This is a genomic window from Lysinibacillus sp. NPDC056959 (assembly GCF_042674095.1).
Taxonomy (GTDB): Bacteria; Bacillota; Bacilli; order Bacillales_A; family Planococcaceae; genus Lysinibacillus; species Lysinibacillus zambalensis.
Genome location: NZ_JBHURE010000002.1, coordinates 33739 through 53958, shown reverse-complemented (window position 1 = coordinate 53958; position 20220 = coordinate 33739). Strand labels below are relative to the sequence as shown.

Annotated in this window: 18 protein-coding genes and 3 pseudogenes; 10 read left to right on the top strand and 11 right to left on the bottom strand. The window is 35.3% G+C overall.

Going from position 1 to position 20220, the window contains the following annotated elements; translation table 11 throughout:
- Positions 1 to 2: 2 nt before the first annotated feature.
- From ACFTQ7_RS02360 to ACFTQ7_RS02335, 6 genes are all read right to left on the bottom strand, one after another.
- Complete coding sequence (locus ACFTQ7_RS02360; protein ID WP_349661388.1) at positions 3 to 512, bottom strand: ferritin; 510 nt, start codon at positions 510 to 512, stop codon at positions 3 to 5.
- Between the two features lie 108 nt (positions 513 to 620).
- Complete coding sequence (locus ACFTQ7_RS02355; RefSeq protein WP_386827069.1) at positions 621 to 1253, bottom strand: Bax inhibitor-1/YccA family protein; 633 nt, start codon at positions 1251 to 1253, stop codon at positions 621 to 623.
- A 194-nt stretch (positions 1254 to 1447) separates the two neighbouring features.
- A complete protein-coding gene (locus ACFTQ7_RS02350; RefSeq protein WP_349661386.1) occupies positions 1448 to 2209 on the bottom strand; it encodes a TerC family protein in 762 nt (253 codons plus the stop codon).
- 664 nt (positions 2210 to 2873) lie between these two features.
- Entirely contained in the window at positions 2874 to 4025 is a 1152-nt protein-coding gene (locus ACFTQ7_RS02345) for a Ger(x)C family spore germination protein (protein WP_386827068.1), read from the bottom strand.
- Positions 4022 to 5491: a spore germination protein gene (locus ACFTQ7_RS02340; protein WP_386827067.1), complete on the bottom strand. Its 1470-nt coding sequence runs from the start codon at positions 5489 to 5491 to the stop codon at positions 4022 to 4024. Before ACFTQ7_RS02340 ends, ACFTQ7_RS02345 begins: the two co-directional genes overlap by 4 nt.
- Positions 5491 to 6615, bottom strand: a complete 1125-nt coding sequence (locus ACFTQ7_RS02335; RefSeq protein WP_386827066.1) for an endospore germination permease — start codon at positions 6613 to 6615, stop codon at positions 5491 to 5493. Before ACFTQ7_RS02335 ends, ACFTQ7_RS02340 begins: the two co-directional genes overlap by 1 nt.
- 210 nt (positions 6616 to 6825) lie before the next feature.
- On the opposite strand from ACFTQ7_RS02335, the pseudogene tnpC reads away from it, so the two are divergent.
- Positions 6826 to 7566, top strand: a pseudogene (gene tnpC / locus ACFTQ7_RS02330) (IS66 family transposase); the annotation flags it as partial.
- 49 nt (positions 7567 to 7615) lie between these two features.
- Positions 7616 to 7923 (top strand): annotated as a pseudogene (locus tag ACFTQ7_RS02325) (DDE-type integrase/transposase/recombinase); the annotation flags it as partial.
- Between the two features lie 206 nt (positions 7924 to 8129).
- Here the strand turns inward: ACFTQ7_RS02325 and ACFTQ7_RS02320 are convergent.
- Complete coding sequence (locus ACFTQ7_RS02320; RefSeq protein ID WP_386827065.1) at positions 8130 to 9026, bottom strand: DegV family protein; 897 nt, start codon at positions 9024 to 9026, stop codon at positions 8130 to 8132.
- Between the two features lie 166 nt (positions 9027 to 9192).
- Between ACFTQ7_RS02320 and ACFTQ7_RS02315 the strand changes: the two are divergent.
- Positions 9193 to 9784 (top strand): annotated as a pseudogene (locus ACFTQ7_RS02315) (IS66 family transposase); the annotation flags it as partial.
- 158 nt (positions 9785 to 9942) lie between these two features.
- On the opposite strand, the gene rsiV reads toward ACFTQ7_RS02315, so the two are convergent.
- Both rsiV and ACFTQ7_RS02305 read right to left on the bottom strand, forming a co-directional pair.
- Positions 9943 to 10833, bottom strand: a complete 891-nt coding sequence (rsiV, locus tag ACFTQ7_RS02310; RefSeq protein WP_386827064.1) for an anti-sigma-V factor RsiV — start codon at positions 10831 to 10833, stop codon at positions 9943 to 9945.
- Positions 10826 to 11344 carry an RNA polymerase sigma factor SigV gene (locus tag ACFTQ7_RS02305; protein ID WP_386827063.1) on the bottom strand — a complete coding sequence of 173 codons (519 nt, stop codon included), beginning with the start codon at positions 11342 to 11344 and terminating at the stop codon, positions 10826 to 10828. The genes rsiV and ACFTQ7_RS02305 overlap by 8 nt, the downstream gene beginning before the upstream one ends.
- A gap of 613 nt (positions 11345 to 11957) precedes the next feature.
- Here ACFTQ7_RS02305 and ACFTQ7_RS02300 point away from each other — a divergent pair.
- On the top strand, positions 11958 to 12152 hold the full coding sequence (locus ACFTQ7_RS02300; protein ID WP_386827062.1) for a hypothetical protein: 195 nt from the start codon (positions 11958 to 11960) through the stop codon (positions 12150 to 12152).
- 174 nt (positions 12153 to 12326) lie between these two features.
- Positions 12327 to 12473 (top strand): hypothetical protein, encoded by a 147-nt coding sequence (locus ACFTQ7_RS02295; protein WP_386827061.1) that lies wholly within the window; start codon positions 12327 to 12329, stop codon positions 12471 to 12473.
- A 25-nt stretch (positions 12474 to 12498) separates the two neighbouring features.
- Here the strand turns inward: ACFTQ7_RS02295 and ACFTQ7_RS02290 are convergent, their stop codons facing one another.
- Positions 12499 to 13266, bottom strand: coding sequence for a sulfite exporter TauE/SafE family protein (locus ACFTQ7_RS02290; protein ID WP_386827060.1), 768 nt, complete (start codon positions 13264 to 13266; stop codon positions 12499 to 12501).
- A gap of 216 nt (positions 13267 to 13482) precedes the next feature.
- Between ACFTQ7_RS02290 and ACFTQ7_RS02285 the strand changes: the two genes are divergently transcribed.
- Both ACFTQ7_RS02285 and ACFTQ7_RS02280 read left to right on the top strand, forming a co-directional pair.
- On the top strand, positions 13483 to 13908 hold the full coding sequence (locus ACFTQ7_RS02285; protein WP_386827059.1) for a hypothetical protein: 426 nt from the start codon (positions 13483 to 13485) through the stop codon (positions 13906 to 13908).
- A 73-nt stretch (positions 13909 to 13981) separates the two neighbouring features.
- Positions 13982 to 14983, top strand: coding sequence for an LLM class flavin-dependent oxidoreductase (locus ACFTQ7_RS02280; RefSeq protein ID WP_386827058.1), 1002 nt, complete (start codon positions 13982 to 13984; stop codon positions 14981 to 14983).
- A 292-nt stretch (positions 14984 to 15275) separates the two neighbouring features.
- Here the strand turns inward: ACFTQ7_RS02280 and yfkAB are convergent, their stop codons facing one another.
- Complete coding sequence (yfkAB, locus tag ACFTQ7_RS02275) at positions 15276 to 16388, bottom strand: radical SAM/CxCxxxxC motif protein YfkAB (protein ID WP_386827057.1); 1113 nt, start codon at positions 16386 to 16388, stop codon at positions 15276 to 15278.
- A 266-nt stretch (positions 16389 to 16654) separates the two neighbouring features.
- Here yfkAB and ACFTQ7_RS02270 point away from each other — a divergent pair, with 266 nt between their 5' ends.
- The 3 genes from ACFTQ7_RS02270 (at position 16655) to ACFTQ7_RS02260 (ending at position 20041) form a co-directional block, all read left to right on the top strand.
- Positions 16655 to 17356, top strand: coding sequence for a YjjG family noncanonical pyrimidine nucleotidase (locus ACFTQ7_RS02270; RefSeq protein WP_386827056.1), 702 nt, complete (start codon positions 16655 to 16657; stop codon positions 17354 to 17356).
- Positions 17357 to 17935: 579 nt separating this feature from the next.
- The gene (locus ACFTQ7_RS02265) at positions 17936 to 18727 is read left to right on the top strand and encodes a methyltransferase domain-containing protein (RefSeq protein WP_386827055.1); all 792 of its coding nucleotides are present in this window, start codon (positions 17936 to 17938) and stop codon (positions 18725 to 18727) included.
- Positions 18728 to 18751: 24 nt separating this feature from the next.
- The gene (locus tag ACFTQ7_RS02260; protein ID WP_386827054.1) at positions 18752 to 20041 is read left to right on the top strand and encodes an opine metallophore biosynthesis dehydrogenase; all 1290 of its coding nucleotides are present in this window, start codon (positions 18752 to 18754) and stop codon (positions 20039 to 20041) included.
- The last annotated feature ends 179 nt before the right edge of the window (positions 20042 to 20220 follow it).

Here is a 20220-nt window from a genome sequence, read left to right as displayed (position 1 = left end):
TTTTATGCTTCAGCATCAGGTGAAAATGATCGTGTAGCTAATTCTGCGTCAAGCATAAAGATTGCGTTGGAGTCATTTTCAATGCGTTCGATTTTACGAATTAACGTGTCAAACGTTGATTCTTCCTCTACTTGCTCGTCAATGAACCATTTTAAGAAAGCCATAGTCGCGTGCTCGCGTTCATCTAAAGCTATATCCGATAAATGATAAATACGGCGCGTTACTTCTTTCTCGTGTGAAAGGCCAGTTTTGAAGGCATGTAAAATAGACTCAAAATGATTATCTGGACTATCAAAACCATGGATTGTTGCACGGTAACCCATATCACTTAGGAAATTATAAAATTTCATCGCATGGAAGCGTTCTTCTTCAGCCTGTACTAAAAAGAAGTTGGCAAAGCCATCGTAATCTTGATCTGTGCAATATGCCGCCATCGCCATATAAGCATGCGCAGAGTAAAATTCAAAATTCATTTGTTCGTTTAGTGCTGTGTGTAGTTTTTCAGATAACATAAATATTTTCCTCCCTTTACAGTAAATATTTACTGCTTCTCCTATAGTATACAGCGAAGAATGGTAGTATGGCAAAGTTTAATTGATTTTTATTCTCAATTAGGGAAATTAATCAAATTCGTTCTTTAAACGCCAAATTACTTCTAAAAGATTGACAAATAAATTAATGAAATCTAAGTATAGATTTAAAGCCATACCAACGACTTCAGCATCTGAAACGTGATTATGTCGGATTTTGTTAAAGTCATAGACCGTATAGAGACTAAAAAGTAGTACAGTAATTCCCGCAATAATCAATGCGACCAAGTTGCTAACAGGGAAAAACATAAAGACTAATGAAAATACAATAACGACAATTAGGACAGTGAATAAATAGCTTCCCCAATTGGAAATGTCTTTATTCATCATCATACCAATCAGTGCTAGCACAATGAAAATAGCTACGGTCGCTACGAATACAAGTAAAACAAGCTGTTCCCCTAGTTCCGCAATGTAAAATTGTGTTGTCCAAAATAGTGTAATTCCCATTAAAAAGGGGATTGTATACATAATGGAATTAGCAAGCTTCACACTTCGCACAAAGCAAACGATGATAAGAAGTACAAGAGTAATAATAGATAGCGGCATGACAACCGCTGGAGGTAATAATGTTGCTATGTACATTCCGACAACTGTCAATACCCACATAAAAGCAAAGTGTTTTAAAATTTTGTTTAAGTTTTGATTTTTAGCATACGTCATATAGAATAATCCTTTCTTTTTTAAAATAACTTTTATATAGTAACATACGTGTCAATTTAGAAAAAGATTCAATTACAAAAAAATTTGTATTTTTAACATAATGTGGGTTCAAATGTTGACCAAGTGCCAAGTATCTTCCGTTTGGTAATGCAAAAAACCTGGTCTTCGTAAGGACCAGGTAATATTTTTACAGATTATTTTACATTTTTTCTTTGATTTTTCACACCAACTAAATAACCACCAAGGGCAATTCCAATTAAGACAATCCAGAAAATGGCCTTCCATATCGTTGAATGTGGGAATTCATGTGGAATTATACCTAGTTTTTCGTGTGCTAATGTTAAAACAGCCAGCTTTACACCAACCCAGCCAACGATTAAGAATGCAGCTGTTTCAAGTGATGGGAATTTATCGAGAACTTTCACGAACCAACGAGCTGCAAAACGCATCATAATAACACCGATTAGACCTCCTAGGAACATCACTGAGAATTGACCTGCGTTAATGCCGCCAACATCAAAATTTCCGATATGAGGTAGTGTCACTGCAATGGCAACAGCTGCTAAAATTGAATCTACCGCAAAGGCAATATCGGCTAATTCTACTTTTATGACTGTCATCCAGAAGCCAGATTGCTTTTTAGACTCATGAATTTCTTCAGGATTTTGCGCGGCTTTCCGTGAATCATAAATATGCTTACCAGACATGATTAATAAGTACGCAGCACCAATTGCTTGAATTTGCCAAAAATTAACGAGCGTAGTAATAAGAAATAATGCAGCAAAGCGGAAAACAAATGCTCCTACCAAACCATATAATAGTGCTTTTTGCTGTTGTGCCTTTGGTAAATGTTTAACCATAACGGCCATTACAACTGCATTATCAGCAGCTAATAAACCTTCTAAAACAATTAATACGACGAGTACCCATGCGTATTCGAGTAAGATTGCCTCCAAATTTATTTCCTCCTTTTTACTTAGAACAGAAATGAACATACTGCTTTTAACGTAGTCTTTGCTATTTTAGGCAAAATAAAAAGACCTCTGCCTAAAAAATAGGCAAAGGTCTTGCTAAGCGATCACTGTTATACAGAAAATATCTTGTTCGCCAAGATATGCCTTCACACCCGATGGTTAATAACCATGTAATGACGAATGTGAAATCAGATGCTCGTTCACATCTGCTAGCTACTCCCCTTTGACATAATTGTCAAAAGCTATTCAATTCTTTATACATGGATTATAGCATGGTGATCGTCAATTGCAAATAAAAATGTGAAGTTATGTTAAAAAAAATTTGGTGATTGTTTTCATGGAAAGGCAATTTAAGCAATTATACAAATAATTTTTTGTTGAAAAATTAAGCAGGATATTTCAAAGGTTATAAAAACAAAAGTCGTATTAAGTTGGTTGGGCTTGAGAATAGGCAACTCCTTAGGGGATACTACAAAGAAGTGAGTAGAGGAACGAAGGCTAAAAGTTCACACATGTGAACTTTTTAGCCTTCATGTTGAGTCGATAAATTGAAAGACGAAAAGAATAAATCCCTAATCCAGATATAATCAATAAATAAAAATATCCTCTCAAATAGGTAAGTCGCCTTTGAGGGGATATTGTTAGATTATTCATTAATTGTTCGTGAAAATGTTTTACGACCGGATTTTAATTGGTTAATGTTTATTTCTAATTTACTAATAGAACTAGGTGTTAATGGGATTTTCCCATCCTTCTCGAGTTTCTTCCATACTTTCACATTTTTTCGATATAGATGTTCAGAAAGGCGATAAATATCAATATCTTTCGCTAATGCTTCTTTATATGTTGTTCTAATTTCTTTTTTCACTTCTTTTATTAATTTTTTTCTTATTTCTTCTTCTGAAACATTAGTTTTGAGACCGTTTATCCTTGCGTTTAAATGTATTTCTACATCAAATGTTACTTGATCATTTTTAACAATCGGTTTGATATCGACCTTGACTTTTTCCAATGTTGTCGTTAAATAATTATTTTCATTTAACTTAAAGGTTGTTTCACCTCTTTGCGTTCTATCATGCATCCATTGCGTTCCTCTTGCAGCATCATTCTTAATAAAGCCTTTAAATCCATCTTTGGAAAGTACGCCAATCCCTATAAAGGCAGTTTCTTGTTCTTGACGATCTTCAGTGCCCCAGTCTTTGTTAATGGTTACATAAGGTATGCCAATTTCGTAATTCGGTTCATTTAAGCCAATAACTAGATTTCGGAAATTAACGGGTTCGACGAATGTTTCTTTATCTTCGGTATTTAAAGGATTACTAAGCTTTGACGTAGTAAGCGGCTTATTCAAAATTGGCGTTACTAGAAGAATGTCTTTAATAGGGTCTTGTGTACAATAGGCCCATATTTGATACCTTGTTTCCCTATATCTCAATACAGTGTCTATAATGGAGACAGTATTTTTATCTTTCATTACTTCTTCAGAGAAAATAATGTAAGTCATATGCCCCCAAAACACTTCTTGGTCGATGGATCGAAATAATTTAAAAAGTGCTTCTTCCAGCGTCCTGCCTTTAGATTGTCCAACCTCAGCTGGTGCCGCCTGAGGAGTAAAATTTTCGGATTTTACAACATCAGAGAAACTAATTAATTGCAAGTAGATTTCATACTGACCATCTTTATAATCGATACCAAGTCCATCAACATAATACATTTTTTGAGGTTCGGTAGCATCCCAACAGCCTGAAAGAAGTAGTGAAGTAAGTAAGCTTGATAGTAAAATGATTTTTTTCTTCATTGCTGCTGCTGCTTCTTCTTTCTCATAGAGGTACGAGTGCTATCTTGGGGTGCAAGTGCTTTATTACGTTCAGTGTAGCCTTTTGGTGATAAGCGGAATATCGATTTTTTAATAGTCATCCAATTTAAATCTGTTGCAAGATTCATGTAAGAGTACCCATAGATCCGAATATTACACAAGTAAAGAAGTGTAAAGTATAGTGATACAAAAAATCCAAATAAACCAAAAAAAGCACTGGCAATAATGAATGTAATACGCAATAAACTGATGGTTGTGACAAGTGATTGGTTCACAAGAGTGAATGATGCAATTGTAGAAATAGCAATAACTACAATCATTTCTGGGCTTGTTACACCTGCGCGAATGGCCGCATCACCAATAATTAAACCGCCAACAACGCTTATCGTTCCACCAATAACAGAAGGCAGACGTAACCCAGCTTCTCGAAACAATTCAAACATGAGTAGCATTATTAGCATCTCCAGAGAGGAGGGGAGAGGTAAACCTGTTTTTGCTTGGACAACTGTTGCTAAAAGTTGGAATGGTAGCTGATTCTGGTGATAGGTCGTCAGTGAGAGCCAAAATGCAGGTAATAGCAACCCAATTAAAATGCCAAGAATCCTCAAAAGTCGTTCTATAGAACTGAAAATGATAGGGTACTCATTATCTTCAGCGGATTTTAATAATAAAAATAAATTGACCGGTGTGATCATGGCATAAGCTACACCGTCGACGAACATGAGAAAACGTCCTCTAACTAGAGCTTGAATAGCATAATCGGGTCGTCCAGTGTAATCGAATTTCGGGAAAAGCTTAGAGTTTTTATTAATTCTCTCCATTAAAACGTCCCCGCTAAAGACAATATCTGTGTCTACTGCAGCAAGCTGTTTTTTTATTCCGTGTAAAATATCCATATCGACAATATCGTCAAAATAAAGAATAGCCACGCTTGTCTTTGAACGTGTTCCTAACTCCACTTTCTCAACGCAAAATGAATTTGTAGGTAAACGTTTTCGCAATAGTGCAATGTTGACGCGGATGTCTTCAATAAAGTTATCTCTTGGTCCCTTAACGAGAACTTCCATCCTAGTTTCTTCAGGATTTCGATTAGGCTTTTTAGCAATACAACTAGCATACAAAAGGCCTTCCTCTTCAAAATAAAGCAGTAGAAAACCAGTATATACAAAGTTCATGGCTTGTTCTTTATCATTAACTTTTTCAAGCGTCGGAACATGAAGTTGATTTGTAATATTTTCTTCTAACGATGTATCAGCTAAATTGTCATAAAGATATTGAACACGCCGAACAATTACTTCATTGAGCATTTGCTGGTCTACCATCGCATCACAGGTAATGAATTGAACCTTTTTTTGATTAAATACATATTCCTGAAATTGGATATCTGCTGATTTTTGAAATAGTTGTTTTAAGGTGTTTAGGTCTATCGCCTTCTCCTGCTGAGGCATTATGATTCACCACTTTCCATTTCTTGTTTTTCAGGTTGCCCCTTTTTAGAAGACTTACCTGAAAAGAAAGCTACTAGTAAGAAGAAAATTGACAAAAGAAAAAAGAAAACAAAAGTAACTGTTAATATATAGTTCCCTTTCACCTTCAAAAATATGTTTTCATTTAAAATAATTAGCGGCAGACATAAAAGAAAGAAGGGTGGAGCTATCATTCTCCATATTTGCTTTGGATCACCAGTCATCTTAAACAAATCTGCTATAACATATAAGAGGAAGCTAACTCGTATAAATGTTCCAGTTAGCCATTGGTAAATTGAGAAAAAGTCAAGATGCTCAATATAGCGACCAATTGATACTAAGCCCCATTCCTCGTAGGCAGGATATCTTTGCTTTGCAGCCTCGGTTGGACCAAATTCTGCAATTGCGCCCATGAGTGGTCCTAAAGTAAGCCCCATTAAAATGAAAAGCATGATGCCAAAATGATACCAACGAATGCGTTCTTTAAATTGGTGCTGTAAAAATAAGAGTATTAATAATTCAATAAATCCTGATGCAGGATAAATCATTCCTTTTATAACAGGTTGGAAACCATGCTCAAAAAAAGGACGTAGTAGTTCGTATTCTTTTACCTGTATATTTGTAAATGCTACAAAAAAGCCAAAGACTACTACACCGAATAATACAAAGACATTTAAAATAACAATGGTTTGTAAACTTGTTGTAACGAGAAAAATACAAAGAATTGTATAAATGAGTAATAATATAGTGACTGGTGTTTGAGGTAAAAATGTTGTGTTTACCCATTGCAATGTTTCAACCATTGTAAAGGCAGCAAGAATGAATAAAAAAATAGCTATAATATATATGACAATTGTAGAGCCAGTTTTTCCAATTTTCCCATCTAACCAGTCTCGAATAGGTTCCTGATTTGTCTTTTTTTGAATATAAACTAAAAAAAATAGCCAGAAGAATATAATAACTGCAGATATTATGACAGATATCCAACCATCTCTCCCAACAACATCTAGTAGCGGGGGAATAATGGTCACGTGATTTTTTAAGCCAATAACAGTCATAGATAAGAAGATAACATGTAAAATACTAATTGATCCTACACCTTTCATATGAAAACCCTCTAACGTTAATTGATACACTTTAGCTTTGACAAAAAGTGAGAGGATTATAAGCATGACCAACTACTTGTAAAAGAAGAATTTAAATCTGTATTCCATCACATTCATGAAAAGTTTATCACCGAAAAAAACGAGTTATTTGACGAATGAAATGTCAAATAACTCGTTTTTGGGAAATGTTTTTACTCTCGTTCAGACTGAAAATCTGGTCAATCGAACGCCTATAATTGGGTATTCCGCAGTGTGCCAATCCAAGGACCGATCATTGTTCTTTTTCAAAGTGCATTATCGAGAAGTCGTTCTGTACTAGAAGAATTTTCAGAAGGCTTTAAAGGAACCATGATTTGTGATGGTTATTCGGCATACGGTAATCTACCTGATGTCACGTTCGCCAACTGTTGGGCGCATGTGCGACGTTATTGGCTGAAAGCCGATAGCAAAAACGGGCAAATTGGCGTGGATTACTGTGATCAACTGTATCACCTAGAACGTCAATTCAAGCATCTTTCACCAGGTAAACGCCGAAAAACACGGCAAAAACATTCAAAGCCGATTGTAGAGAAATTCTTAAAATGGGTGGATGAATCACCTTTCTTCGGAAAAAATACCTTAGCCAAAGTTGCGGAATACACATTAAATCGTGTCCATGGATTAAAAGCTTTTCTGTTCGACGGTAGGATTGAAATCGATAATAATCCGGCTGAAAATGCGAATGTGATTGGTCGTAAGAACTGGCTTTTCTCTATTAGTGAAGCAGGCGCTAAAGCGAATGCCATCTGTTTAAGTTTGGCTGAAACGGCATAAGCAAACGGCATCGATTTCTATCAATACCTAGTGACGTTAATGACAGAATTGCCAAATTTACCGATTCACCAGCAGCCAGAGATTTTAAATAATTACATGCCTTGGTCGAAAAAAATCCAAGCCACATGTACAAACTAGCCATCTATCCGAAAAAAATTAGGATAGATGGCCATTCGTCGTGTGTACCGAAAAGGTGTTTTATATTTTGGGTTTACTCTATATCGGAGAAATTGTAGCGCAAACAATTGATTCTACACAAGATACGTCATTCGTTTTGGATACTTTATATCAATTCTACCGCAAGGCTGCATCTTGCATAGCGATCAAGGTTCTGTGTACACATCATATGCGTATCAAAAATCAGTCAAAGAAAAAGGAATTACCCTAAGCATGTCCCGCAAAGGCACGCCCACTGATAATTCCCGAATTGAAACGTACTATCTCGACGGAATCTACCGCACGACAAATGCGCATATGATTCAAATCGTCGAAGACTAAATTACCTATAATAACAATATCCGTATTCAAACAAAATTTAACAGCCAGTCCCCCATACCTGAATGAAAACACTGCTATCATTCAAAAAATAACGTTACATCTGCCAGTTTACTTAAGCTAAAATGCTCTCTGACTGTAAAATAGTTGGTTTATAGGAATTTCGCAACTTCATGTACCTACAATAATTTAGATTACAATTATGTTTATATAGTAACTAATTCAGCTTTCTTTTTCTTAAGTGGTGCAAGCTCTGGTAGACGTACCCAACTTAAACCAAGCGTTCCTTCACCTGCATGAACTGCTACACAAGCACTTAGTGGTAATACGGAGAAGTTTATGAGCGGATATTCGTTCTCTAAAGCTTTTTTCCAAGCGGTTGCGCCTTCTTCATCATTACAGTGAATAATTGCAACTTCAGGGATAATACTTTTTTCTAAATCTGTATTTAAAACATTTTGTACATATGTTTTAGCTCTAGTAGTAGCGCGTACTTTTTCTTTCATAACGGGCTTCCCATCTTCAAATGATATGACAACTTTAATATTCAACAAGTTACTTAAAAATGCTTGAGTCCCTGAAACTCGACCACTTTTATGTAATTGTGATAAGTTAGCCGGAATAAATGAAAGCTCACTGTTATCTGCCATCTCATTGATTCTTTCAACAATATAGCCAGGTTCAAAACCTTCACGCTCTAACTGCTGACCGAGTTTAATCATTTTCATCATCGGAAATGACCCGATTTTTGAATCCACTGGATATACTTCAAATTCAGCTTGATCGGCTGCTGTGAAAGTGCTTTGATAAGTGCCCGAAAGATGTTGAGAGGTATGAATTGCAATTGCACATGTATACCCTTGTTCTTTTAATGATTTATATAAGTCTACAACTTCACCAATAGCAGGTTGTGATGTCTTTGGATTTTTTTTAGCATTTCGTAGCTTTTCGTAAAACTGATCATGTGTCATATCAACAGTTTCGCGCAAAGCCCCTTCTTCGAATACTATATTAAGTGGTAATACGTGAATTTGATTGTCCTGTATGAACTTTTCATCTAACAATGCTGCTGTATCTGTAACCCATGCAATTTTCTTTCCCATTTAAAAGTAATCCCCTTCATCTATCGTAGAATATTATTCATTTTATCTTATGCAACTATACACAGATAAGATCATCATGAGTAGTGATATTTATAATACTGTATTTATTTTTTACAATCTTCGACATTATTTCGACAATAATTGCGATAAAAATAGCATTTTATAAGCATACGGTAAGCTATCTAATATTTCATTCGCTAATTGTTGGGCGCATATACGATGTTATTGGCTGAAAGTCGATAGCAAAAATGGGAAAATCGGCTTGGATTACTGTGATCAACTGTATCGCTTAGAACGGCAATATAAGCATCTCTCACCAGGAAAGCGTCGTAAAGCACAGCAAAAGCAATCAAAACCGATTGTCGAAAAGTTTCAGGAATGGGTAGATAAATTTCCATTCTTCGGAAAAAACACCTTGGATAAAGTTTCCAAAAACACATTAAATCGTGTACATGGGTTAAAAGTTTCTCTGTTCGATGGTCGGATTGGAATTGATAATAATCCAGCTGAAAATCCGATTCGTCCTAATGTGATTGGCCGAAAGAACTGGCGTTTTTCTGTGAGTGAAGCTGGTGCTAAAGCGAATGTACTGCTTGAGTCTGGCTGAAACAGCAAAAGCGAATGGTATCGATTTCTATCAATATTTAGTTAAACTAAGGATGGAGCTGCTGCCGAATTTACCGATCCATCAGCAACCCCAAATTTTAAACAAATACATGCCTTGGTCGAAAAAAATCCAAGCCACATGTGCAAAATAGTCATCTATTCGAGAAAAATTTCAGATAGATGGCCATTCGTAGTGCGGTCCGAAAAGTTGTGCATATTTTTTATATTTCGGGCTTACAGCCCAATTGGGTGGAGACGAATAATCCGTGGGGGATAAAGAAAATCCCCCACGGATTATAGGATTACATTATTAATGAATATAATTAGAGCTTACAAGATGATTTTTTAAGATATCTGTTGGGATTTCAAATTCCACAACACCCATATAGCCAGGAGCAACTTCGTATTTATCGAAGGAGATAACAAGCTTACCTTCATCGGAAATATAGAATTGTTGATCAGCTTTAACAGCTGTAAATTCATCTAAAACTTCTTCATCAGGAAGACCTGCTCCTTTTAACCAGTACACCTTTTCTTGGTTAGATGCAGCAGCTTGTTCGCGCATTTGTTCCTTAATGTTTTCACTGATCGTGTTAATATAACTATCGTCTTTAAATAGCATTGGCAGTGTAATTAAAATTTCATTTTCTTTATCAATTGTATCGTAGTGCATCGTTGTAGAAGATGATGCAACTGTATTGACAGTGTAACGACCAATCGACAAGATTTGGTCATTATCTGTTTTTACGTCGAAGCCGCTATCTACGCCTAAATGGCCGCCACCGTTAGCCTTTAAATCACCAACTTCGGCAACAAAGTCATTATAAAGAGCTTTACCTTCTGAACGATATTTTTCATTTAAAGCATTTGCAAGATCTTTATTTTCTAGGTTTTCGATAGAAGGTACTTTAATGTCTGCATCATATGTCTCTTCTTTTACTTCATATTCAGTCCAAGTTAAGACTTTTACGACACTACCAACAACAGGAATATCTGAAAGTGTTCGTGCCATTGCAGGACTGACATTTAATCCAGCTGTAAAAAGCATTGCAGCTGCAGCAGATCCTAGAAACCATTGTGGTGCTCGTTTTTTTCTTTTCTTTTTACCTTGTTTTAGTGCGTTTTCAACCACAAAATCAAGCTCCTTTGGAATAGATACCTCATTATATTGTTTTTCTAATTCTTTTAATTTTTCATCCATGTGCTGTTTCTCCCTTCACATCTTCCAACTGTATTTTCAATAGTTTTAACGCTTTATAAAGACGTGATTTAGCAGTACTCAGCTTAATGTTAAGGATATTTGCAACATCAGCGAGTTTTAAATCTTCAAAATAATGTAAAATAACAACCTCACGATACATTACGGGTAAGTCTTCTAACGCATGCTCTAAATCAACGTTTTCGTAGATATCCTCTTGTGCAGGTGTTAAAAATTGCAATGTAACATCGTCTGTCACTTGTAAGCGTTTATGCTTACGTAAAAAATCTATAGATGTACGTACGACGATTTTATAAAACCAGCTTTTCATATATTCGACATTTTCTAATCGATCGAGAGAAAGCATTGCTTTTTGAATACTGTCTTGTACAACATCAAGTGCGTCCTGTTCATTTTTCGTATAGCTATACGCGAGCAAATAAAAACGCTCTTTCTGTTCACGAATTAACTGGACAAACACCTCTTCATGTTGAAATGCATTTCTTGTTTTCATGTCCAAAGAAGCTCCTTTTTAACATTTTCAAATTGTATACAACTAATAGACGTATGAAAGGGGAAAAAAAGTTGATAGCATAAAAAAACTTATCTTTTTCTGTTAATTTCAAAGATAAGTCATTGGTACCTGGTAATTTATCCCGTATTAAATTCTGTGATAATCATCAGTGGGGATGAAGAAATCCGCCACTTGTTAAGTTGCGCTTTTCTGTACATTTTATTGTGAAGAAAAATCATAGCAAATTATAAACCTTTTACAATTGCTTAGAAAGGGGAAAAGGTAAATTGGTCACAATTACAAATAAAATTGCCCGGGGAGGATCTAAATAACTGGCATTGCAATCGAAGAAAATGTCCTAAAATAGTATCGAACTGAGAAAGTGTCAACGGTCCTTTTTCTACATGAACCATCCCATACATATAGTAGATTGAAAATAAAAGCAAGTAAGCTATACTTCTTATAATCAGATTTGAAGAGGAAGAATGCTTATTGTAAAGGGAAGTGTAAAACACAATTAAATGGCGCCGTTCTTTGATTTAGAGCAGCACCATCTTGGCTCTGGAATAGATATATTTTTTCACAATTATAAAAACAGAAAGGAGCATTAGGTATGAAAAAGTCAAGCGACGCTAAAGATTTAATAGATAGTTTAATTCCATTGGGAATGATTTTTGGAAGTGCTCTCGGTGTGGTTTTTGGCATGTTTTTCAAACCAAACTTTCTAGTATTTACAATTGCTTTAGGGGCTGGAATAGGCTATTTATTTGGAGTTATTGCTTACGGAATTTTTAGGAAGCAAGAATAATTATAGACGGAGAATTTTGGATAATAAAATTATTATAGAAGCATGCTGTATTTTTAGCATGCTTCTATTTAGTCGATATATTGATAAGTACGAATACAAAATATCTTTAATGAAGATTGCCACAGTTGAGTGGAACTCATTCTAAGAACAACAATGTTCTGTGATAACGACTGAGTGACCAACATCATGCTGCTGTCGCTTCGCTTTCGCGCAAAACACATCATGCTGCTGTCGCTTCGCTTTCGCGCAAAACACATCATGCTGCTGTCGCTTCGCTTTCGCGCAAAACACATCATGCTGGGCATAATGGATCTGCATTAAAAAATTGGTAGATATAAAGAATCAATCATGAAAAATAGTCATATGTATTTTTCAAAAGTAATAAAATTGTCACAACGATAAATAAATTACGTACATACCCGCTGCCACGTTTAATGGCAAACTTAGAACCAACAATTGCCCCAGCAATTTGTGCAAGTCCCATAGGTAAACCATAGGCATAATTTATTTGCCCTAAGTATATAAACATAAGAAGGGCTGCGATATTACTTCCGAAATTTAAAAATTTAGCATTACCTGCCGATTTTAAAAAGTCGAAGCCAACTATTAAAAAGGCAAACAGTAGAAATGAGCCTGTCCCCGGACCTAAAAAGCCATCATAGAAGCCGATTAATGTAATAATCGCCACAAAAAATGCGTAACGCTTAGGTGTCAATCTTTTATAGGTAGAAATGCTACCCCAGTCTTTCTTGAAAATAGTATAAATAGCCACAGCTGCTAGCATGACAAGCATAAGTGGTTTTAGAACACTAGGATCCATAAGATGGACAATCCATGCACCGATCATGGAGCCTATAAAAACAAAAGGGAATAGTTTGTAAACGGCTTTAATATCCAATTTACCAGAGCGATAAAATGTTATGGTGCTCGTTAATGACCCCATAGTGCCTGCTAACTTGTTCGTAGCCACGGCTGCAGATGGTGGAAGACCAACAAACATAAGAGCTGGTAAAGAAATAAGCCCGCCGCCTCCTACAACAGAATCGATAAATGCGGCTAGAAAGCCAAAAAGAATAAGGATGAGTAAAATGTTTACATCTAAATCAAAAGGCACAGCAGTTCATCTCTTTTCTATAATAATAATCTGATAGTAGCGAAATGAAAAGTAACTGTAAATAGCTTCAATAATTTTTTTCTGTTAATTTCGAGGATTTAATCTCTTTTGATATTTTTAAATTCTATAAAAAGCTAAAATATTCTACTTTGTGTATTTATTTTAATGTATTATGTAGTTGATAGTGTTTTTTGCGTAAAGGGGACGTGATGACATTTGAGTTTAGGAAATCATGTAAGAGTATTTGTTTGTGTTGTATGTATGGGGCTACTTGTCGGATGTGTGTATAATGCCAAAAAAGATATAACTGATAATGAGTTTATCGATACTGTAAAAGAAGGGTATTTGGGGCATTTTTCAGATGTATCTGTTCGTAATGCATTTAATTACGCATTTTTTGAACCATATTGGCGCTATTACCAGGCAAAAACTGGCGAGCATGTTGTCGAATTATCAGGTGATATTACATTTGAAAATGAAAAAGGACATGCCATTTTACAGTTCGTAGTGGATGAAGAAACAAATCAATTTTCTATTTATGCAATGAAATTTAATGATGTTGTATTGAGTCCCGAACAAAAACGTTTCCTTATTGGCATGGTTTATGACACATGGCATGCAAAGCGGCTTGCCTATGAGTAAGGTCTTTTACTTTGTATAAAGAGTTTACTATATTACAGTAGAGAGGAGTGCTTAGACAGAGAGGGTGTTTTCAATGAGATTAAGTATATTAGATCAAATGCCTATACCAAAAGATCATACTGCTGAGGAGGCCTTTCAGCGTACAGAACAAATAGCGCTATTAGGTGAAGAGCTTGGCTATCATCGAATGTGGTTAGCAGAGCACCATAATAGCCATTCACTGGCAAGTTCAGCTCCAGAGGTTACAGCTGCTTTCCTGGCGGCGAAAACAAAACGTCTTCGTATTGGTACTGGAGGCGTAATGATGATGCATTATTCTCCATATAAGCTGGCAGAGGTCTTTAAAACATTAAGTGGCTTAGCACCAAATCGTATTGATTTTGGCGTCGGCAGAGCCCCTGGTGGTGACCATGCCTCTATTTATGCACTGGCAGAGGGACGAAGACAACGATTTACAGAGCAATACGATAAGCTCGAGATCATTTTAAAACTGATGAATAATCAAAAAACAGGGGAAGATGTCTATGATCAAGTAATTGCGGCACCAGTGAATATCCAATTACCTGAAGCTTGGTTACTTGGGTCAAGTGGTCAAAGCGCTATGCAGGCAGGTCGATTTGGTGTAGGTTATTCATATGCACAATTTTTCACTGGCAATATGTCAAAGGATATATTTGATACGTATAGAGATTACTTTATACCTTCTTTTTATATGGAGAAGCCGCAAATTATCGTTACTTATGCTGCGACGGTTGCAGATACGTTAGAGGAAGCGGAATATTTGGCGAAACCGATTGATATTACACGTCTTCATCTCATGAAGGGGCAAATTATTCAAGCGATGTCACCCGAAGAAGCAAAGGATTATCCACTTACGGAGTTGGATAAAATGACAATCGCCAATAATCGAAAAGCCAATCTGGTCGGAACACCGAAGGAAGTAGCGAAATTTTTAGTAGCAGAGCAAGAGCAATATGGATTTGACGAAGTGATGCTAAACTGCAATCAATACGCACTAGAAAGTCGCTTGAATACTTTCAAGTTAATGGCAAAAGAATTAATAAGAACACAATAGCTTTAGTGAAAGAAGAATTACTGTATTAGTATATTAAATATACTAATGAACAGAAATAAATCCGAATTTGCTATCAAAAAAATCTATTATTCATGTAAAAGGAAGTCATGTTCAGTATGTGAGCATGGCTTTTTTGATTTCCCCTTTATATTTATGAAGAACTTTGTCATTAAATTTACCTCAGGAATAAAAAGAAGCAACAGATAATAGCTTAACAGATTGTTAAGGCGAAAATTTCATAAATCTTATAAAAAATGTCCAATGCAAATGTATGCATTGGACATTTTTCCTTTTACATTTTGGCTGAACCACTAACAAACTGTGTATCTTTATAATACATATTTTTAACAAGAACGTTAGGACCTAAGCATTTTACGGCTGGACAGTGGCAGTTTAGTGATTTCGCTAAATCTGTTGCCATCCATTTATCAAAAATTGCTGATAATTCGTCGTTTTCAATATTGCCGAGTGCTGGTGTATCGCCAAAGTCTGTCACAATGACATCACCTGTAAAGATATTGATATTTAAGCGAGAGCGACCATCCGGATCATTACGCATCGTAACGTTCTTTTCTTCTCGTAGTCGTTTTAGGAGTTTTTGATCTTCCTCATTCATGCTACATGGATAGAAAGGTAGGGTACCAAAAAGCATCCAAGTATTTTCGTCTCGAACATCAAGTAGATGATGAATCGCATCACGAGTTTCTTCAAGTGATAAAGATGTAAGGGCACTTGCGAAATCTGAAGGATACATTGGATGCACCTCGTGGCGAGCACATTTCATCTCATTGATGATTTGGTTATGAATATGTTCTAAGTAAGGTAAAGTTTTTTTGTTTAACATTGTCTCTGCTGATACCATTACACCGTGTTCTGCAAGCATTTTTGAGTTATCAATCATGCGTTGGAACAAAGCTGCACGCTGTTCATAAGTCGGTTTTCGCTCCATCATGGCAAAGCCTGTTTCGACGAATTCATCAATCGTACCCCAGTTATGTGAGATATGTAAAACATCTAAATACGGAGCAATCAGTAAATAACGTTCAGGCTCCAATGTTAGGTTGGAGTTGATTTGTGTTCGCACACCTCGTTCATGCGCATATTTCAATAAAGGCAATACATAGTTTTGAACGGATTTCTTAGACATCATCGGTTCTCCACCAGTAATCGAGATTGTTTTAAGATGTGGTATTTCATCAAGACGCTTTATAATTAGCTCAATTGGCAGTGCATCTGGATCTTTAGTTTGTAATGTATACCCAACTGCGCAGTGAGCACAGCGCATATTACAAAGAGTTGTTGTTGTAAATTCAATATTAGAGAGGGTCATATGCCCATGTTGTTCAACATCTAAATACGCTTCCCATGGATCAAAGGCAGGCGTAATTTTTTGTAGAGTCGTCATAATTCGTACATCTTCCTTTCTAGCATTCTATTGTCTCATATTCGCTGTTATTTTCAAATATGAAATTATTGAAAGGGCTATTTTTAGGCAAGATGATCATTTTTATTACGTAATGAAGGAAATATTTTTTATGAATTTCCTTGTGTGATTATTTGCAAAATTCTGAAAAGTTGATGGGTGGGTAAATTTACTGTTATTTTTCTAAAAAAGCGTTATGATAGTAGGAATGATATGGTAATACAGCAACGAAGAAAGTAGGAAAAGACATGACTAAGTATGAAACACTATTGTTTGACGTGGATGACACATTATTAGATTTTGACTTGGCTGAAAATGCAGCACTTGATCGTTTATTTAAACAGGAAAATATTGCAGTAACTCCGACGATGATTGCGCGTTATAAAGAGATTAATGAATCTATGTGGCGTGCTTTTGAACGTGGTGAGGTGTCTAAAAATACATTACATAACACTCGATTTTCGATTGCGTTAAAGGAATTCGGCTTAGATGTAGATGGGGAGTATTTTGAAGCGGTCTTTCAAAAATATTTGAAGGAGGCTCATCATTTTGTAGATGGTGCCTACGAAGTAATCGAACAGCTTGCCGATAACTATGAATTATATGTCGTTTCAAATGGTAAAACAATGACTCAAAATAAACGCCTAAAGGATGCAAATTTAGCACAATTTTTTAAAGCCATTTTTATTTCAGAACAAACAGGCTATCAAAAACCAATGCCAGCTTTTTTCGATTATGTTTTTGAGCGTATCGAACATATAAATAAAGATAAAACCTTGATTATTGGTGATTCCTTAACATCCGATGTTAAAGGTGGACTACAAGCCGGAATTGATACATGCTGGTTTAATATACGTGATATTGAAAATACAAGCGATATTCAACCACATTTTGAAATTAAAAAGCTTCATGATTTACACGTATTATTAGATAATAAAGTAACAATTTGATAAGTACATGTCTGAACTACGCTTCAACTGTTCGTAAGTCTGAACAGTTGAGGTGTAGTTTTTTGATTGAACAATTCTTGAAAAGTACTATACTTTTGGGAGTTGAATCCAGTAGTTGTTCATGTATTCAGCTAAAGACATTGATGCCAATAAATCTTGGTATGACAGTTATGTTGGTGTTTTGCTTTCTTTAGGGATTTTAAACCGGAAAACGCTATCTACATTTGATTCAAATACTATAGTCAGGGGGAAGCATTGCGTCATAATTTGCCCCAAACGACAAGACAAATTTATTAAAAATGCTAGTGGTGTCATTGGATGTTGCACGTAGAATATAAAAGTAGTCAGTATAAGTCGAGGACATGATGTCTCTCGACTTTTTTTATTGTTTTTTTTCAGTGTAAGTATTAAACAAAAGAGGTACCACATATAATTTTTATTGCTACCTAGATAAGTCATAGTACAGTGAACATGCTAGTTAGAAGCATAAGTACAAAATCTATCGGTTTATTTATATAAAAAAGTGCGGTTGCGAGAGAGGAATAGTTGAATAATCTACAAACATTGGGAGTGACAAGAGTGAAAGATCCAGAAACCTTATTAATGAAATTACATTACTTTGCTAGTAAGCTTGAGTTTTTAATTGACAAACATAATCAAGATCAAATGGTAGGTTATTATTCAGAGCTAGAGGAAGTGATTGATGATTATTCTTCCTTTATAACTAACAGTGAGAATGAAAATCAGTGGCATAATTTAGAACAAACATATGAAATCTCACTATTAATCGAGAAGTTAAGAAAAATATCTGCTAATTGTGTGAAAATAATGGAAAAATATTGGGCTTTGAAATACTTACATGAAACCGAAGAGATGACGGATTATTTTCGCAATATAGAGGTCTGCATTGAAAAAGAACTTAGTGGTTTTCCTATTACAAATAAATCAAAGGTGTTAGTAGTAGGGTCAGGTCCTTTTCCAATAACATTATTATCGATTGCTAAACGTACAGGAGCAAAAGTTTTTGGTATTGATATTGACGATGAAGCTATTCTGTTGGGGAGACAAGTGGCTGCTAAACTTGGAAATCATACAATTCAGATTGAAAATAAATCAGTGAATGAACTTCAATCCATTCAACAGATTAGTCATATTATTTTTAGCTCAACAGTCAATTGTAAATATGACATATTAGAGCAATTACATAATTTAACAAAAAAGGACGTGATGATTGCGATGCGTTATGGGAATGCTTTAAAGTCTCTTTTTAATTACCCAATGGAAACAGTAGATGCAACAAAATGGCGTATAGTCGAGCAAATTGCAGTCCCTCAAGGTGTATTTGATATCGCTTTATATCAAAAAGTGTAAATACTAAATTTTAAGGAGAATGATATGACATTTTTCAAAAAGGTTTTATTATTAGGGACAGGGCCAACATCTGTTCAATTAGCTGTAAATTTTAGAAGTCATTTCAATAGCAAAGTGGGGATTGCTGGTCGAGAGTCTTCACGGTCAAATATGTTCTTTGAAAAAACAATCAAACAACAACGTACACTTAAAGCACATATACAAAATAAACAACATCAGACTGCAGCTGGAGAATGTGTGATTGATTGTCTTTTTAAAGGTTATAATACAATATCAGGAGATTGGGATACCATTGTTCTCAGTGTGACTACAGATGCCTATATGGCTGTATTATCACAAATTGATATCCATGTTTTGAAGCAAGCCAAGTGTATTATATTGATTTCTCCTACATTTGGCTCGAATCAATTAATTTTTAACTATTTAAAACAGATATCCTCCTGTGCTGAGGTAATTAGTTTATCTACATATTATGGTGATACTAGATGGTTAAACGGTGTGCCATCGAATGAAGTGTTAACAACTGGGATAAAGAAAACGGTTTATATTGGATCGAATCAATCAAAATCGGAACATATGGATAAACTAAGCGAGTTATTTAATCAGCTAGGAATTTATGTGAAAGTTTTAGCATCACCATTAGAAGCGGAAACAAGAAATATTTCCTTATACGTACATCCAGCACTGTTTATGAATGATTTTTCATTAAAGGCAATATTTGAAGAACAAGAGACTATAAAGTATGTTTATAAGCTTTATCCTGAGGGACCTATTACGTACACAATGATTCGCCATTTACTGAATCATTGGAAAGAAATGATGAAAATAGTAACGCATGTCAATATTCAGCCTCTAAACCTTTTGAAATTTATGGTAGATGATAATTATTCATTACAACCGTCAAGTATAGCACGACAAGATGTCGAAGATTTTGAAAAACTGGAGTCTATTCATCAGGAGTATCTGCTGTATATACGTTATGCATCGTTATTGATTGATCCATTTTCTAAACCTGATCAAGAGGGAAGATACTTTGATTTTTCAGCTGTGCCTATAAAAAGGATATTTATGAATCATGAAGGTATATGGGATATCCCAAGAATGCCAAAAGAGGATTACTATCGTCTGAAAATTATTCAAGGGGTAGCTAGAGCCTTAAAACTTGAATGTCCAACGATTGATCAATTTATATTTACGTATGAACAAAAGCTCAAGCAAGTAGTAGCATCATCTGAGCAAATGTCCTTTTCCGAAGCATTTCAAATAAAAACTTTTTCAAAAGATATTAATATGATTTGTAAAGAATTAATATAAAAACCGGTGAATAATGGTGGACATTTCGGTGGCATTTTAATGTTTAGGGCATGGTATACGATTGAAGGAAATATGTTACGTATCATTTTAGGGTAATTTTAGCGGGCAATGTTCTGTTTTTGAATGGAGTAGCGTTTACAAACCCACAGATATTTATTGAACAGTAGATTCAAAAGGTA